Raw genomic sequence first — 2288 nt, 5'->3', positions numbered from 1 at the left:
TTCCTCCTTAGCTCAGTTGGTAGAGCGACGGACTGTTAATCCGCAGGTCGCTGGTTCGAGCCCAGCAGGAGGAGCCACTTTTAAAGCCGCATCACTTGATGCGGCTTTTTTGTATCTGCTTTATACGTCATTTCTCACTTTCCCATTTATCTGCACTTCATTTCTAAACATCAGCGAACATTAAATCCTTTCTTCAAAAACACTTATTTCACGCTAAAAATTTAATCCTCATCGTAATTTCAATACGCATTAGTATCCGAGCATATTTATCTTCACTAAGATGCCCGAGTTATTACATTTCTTCTTTTAGCTATGCCTTGCATAGTGATAACACTTTATTTGTGAGCTAAATATGAAACTAAAAACTCAAGCCTATTTATTATCTGCGATCATATTGCTAGCTCTCCTAGCTCTGACCGCAACGGGCTTATGGACACTTCGCGTCGCAAGTAACCTTGATAACAAAGCTCGAGTTACTGAGCTATTTAAAAGTGCGTACAGCATACTTACCGAAGTAGAAAAGATGGCTATCGAAGGCAAAATGCCGGAAGACGAAGCGAAAGCATTAGCCACTCGCCTACTTCGTAACAATATCTACAAAGACAACGAATACGTTTATGTCGCAGATGAAAATATGATGTTCATCGCCGCACCACTAGACCCTCAACTGCACGGAACCAGCTTCCATGACTTTAGAGATGGCAGTGGTAATAGTGTAGGCCAACTCATTCTAGATGTATTGGGGCACAAAACAGGTCAGATCGTTGAATATACCTGGAGCCAAAAACAAGCAGATGGCAGCATTGAAGAAAAACACTCGATAGCAGAAAAAACACCACACTGGGGCTGGGTTGTCGGTACAGGTATTGGCTTTAATGAAGTTAACGCACGTTTTTGGTCGACAGCACAATGGCAGCTTGCGCTGTGTCTGATTATCGCGGGAAGTATTCTAAGTGGCCTGATCATTTCGATTCGCAAAATGCTTAATCTACTTGGAGGAGAGCCTAACGACGTGCGCAAAGCAGTTCAAGCTGTCGCTCAAGGAGACATTCAGACCAGTTTTGATACTGTGGCACCGAGAGGAAGTATCTATCGTGCCGTGCAAGATATGAGTCAATCACTAGCTACTATGGTGACAAACCTAGAGAAGTCTATGCATGCACTGCGCGCAGAGTTGTTTGCCGTAGAGGCTCGATCAAATACGATTGCCGATCTTACCGTATCTCAGCAGCAATCAACGGCGATGATTGCCACTGCGATGACTGAAATGGCATCTTCAGCCAACCATGTTGCCAATTCAGCAAGCGACACCGCAAACAATACGGACGAGGCTGACAAACAAAGCCAACATACTCAGAAACTCATTCATAACACGGTTGAAAACATTCAAGGTTTAGCTTCTCAATTAAATACTGCGAGTAAAGCGGTCGCCGATCTAGATCAGGATGTAAATAATATTGTAAAAGTGCTCGATGTGATTGGTGATATTGCAGAGCAAACAAACCTATTGGCACTCAATGCAGCCATTGAAGCAGCACGTGCTGGAGAACAAGGCCGAGGCTTCGCAGTCGTTGCTGATGAGGTACGCAACCTAGCAGGACGCACACAAGACAGCACAAAAGAGATTCAGTATATGATCTCCAATCTGCAAGAAGGCTCTCGCAATGCCATTCACACAATGGAAATATGTGCAGAAACCAGTGAAAGCACTGTTACAGAGTCTAAGAATGCCTCTGAAGCTCTACAGCAAATTGTAACGGCGTTAGAATCTATCACCACAATGAGCCAGCAGATCGCTACTGCTGCCGCTGAGCAGACGCAGGTTAGCGATGATATTGCGCTACGCATAAACCTTATCGAGGAAAGCGGAGGCCAACTCAACTCTGTCGTAACCGAGAGCCAATCAAGTACTCAAAGTTTAGCTTCACTAGCGAATGAGCTAGAAGGTTGGGTAAACAAGTTCTCAGTAAAGCACTAGTTTAAAGTCAATTGTTCAATAAAAAGCACGTTTTCAGACGTGCTTTTTTGTTTTTATCGCCTTTATTTTGCAAGTGAACACACTATCAATGTTAAAACATCGCTTAAAGCATGGCGCATTGCTGCTAAAAACGCATAAAAACAGCCCACTCCGAGCACAAATTCATCAAACGATATTTTATTTTAATTTTATTGTTGACCTGAAAGCCGAAAAGCCTTTTAATACACCTCGTCGCCCGGATAGCTCAGTCGGTAGAGCAGAGGATTGAAAATCCTCGTGTCGGTGGTTCGATTCCGCCTCCGGGCACCAC

Annotated in this window: 1 protein-coding gene and 2 tRNA genes; all 3 read left to right on the top strand. The window is 43.9% G+C overall.

Annotated features, from left to right (window positions below):
- The first annotated feature begins 1 nt into the window (after window position 1).
- A tRNA-Asn gene (locus R7E47_RS24045) sits at window positions 2–77 on the top strand.
- A 275-nt stretch (window positions 78–352) separates the two neighbouring features.
- Window positions 353–1978: a methyl-accepting chemotaxis protein gene (locus R7E47_RS24040; protein ID WP_258494947.1), complete on the top strand. Its 1626-nt coding sequence runs from the start codon at window positions 353–355 to the stop codon at window positions 1976–1978.
- A gap of 233 nt (window positions 1979–2211) precedes the next feature.
- A tRNA-Phe gene (locus R7E47_RS24035) sits at window positions 2212–2287 on the top strand.
- Window position 2288 lies beyond the last annotated feature (1 nt).

The sequence above is a fragment of the Vibrio sp. Vb1026 genome, from assembly GCF_033338745.1.
In the GTDB taxonomy this organism is placed as follows: domain Bacteria; phylum Pseudomonadota; class Gammaproteobacteria; order Enterobacterales; family Vibrionaceae; genus Vibrio; species Vibrio alginolyticus.
This window is presented reverse-complemented; position numbering and strand designations above follow the sequence as displayed.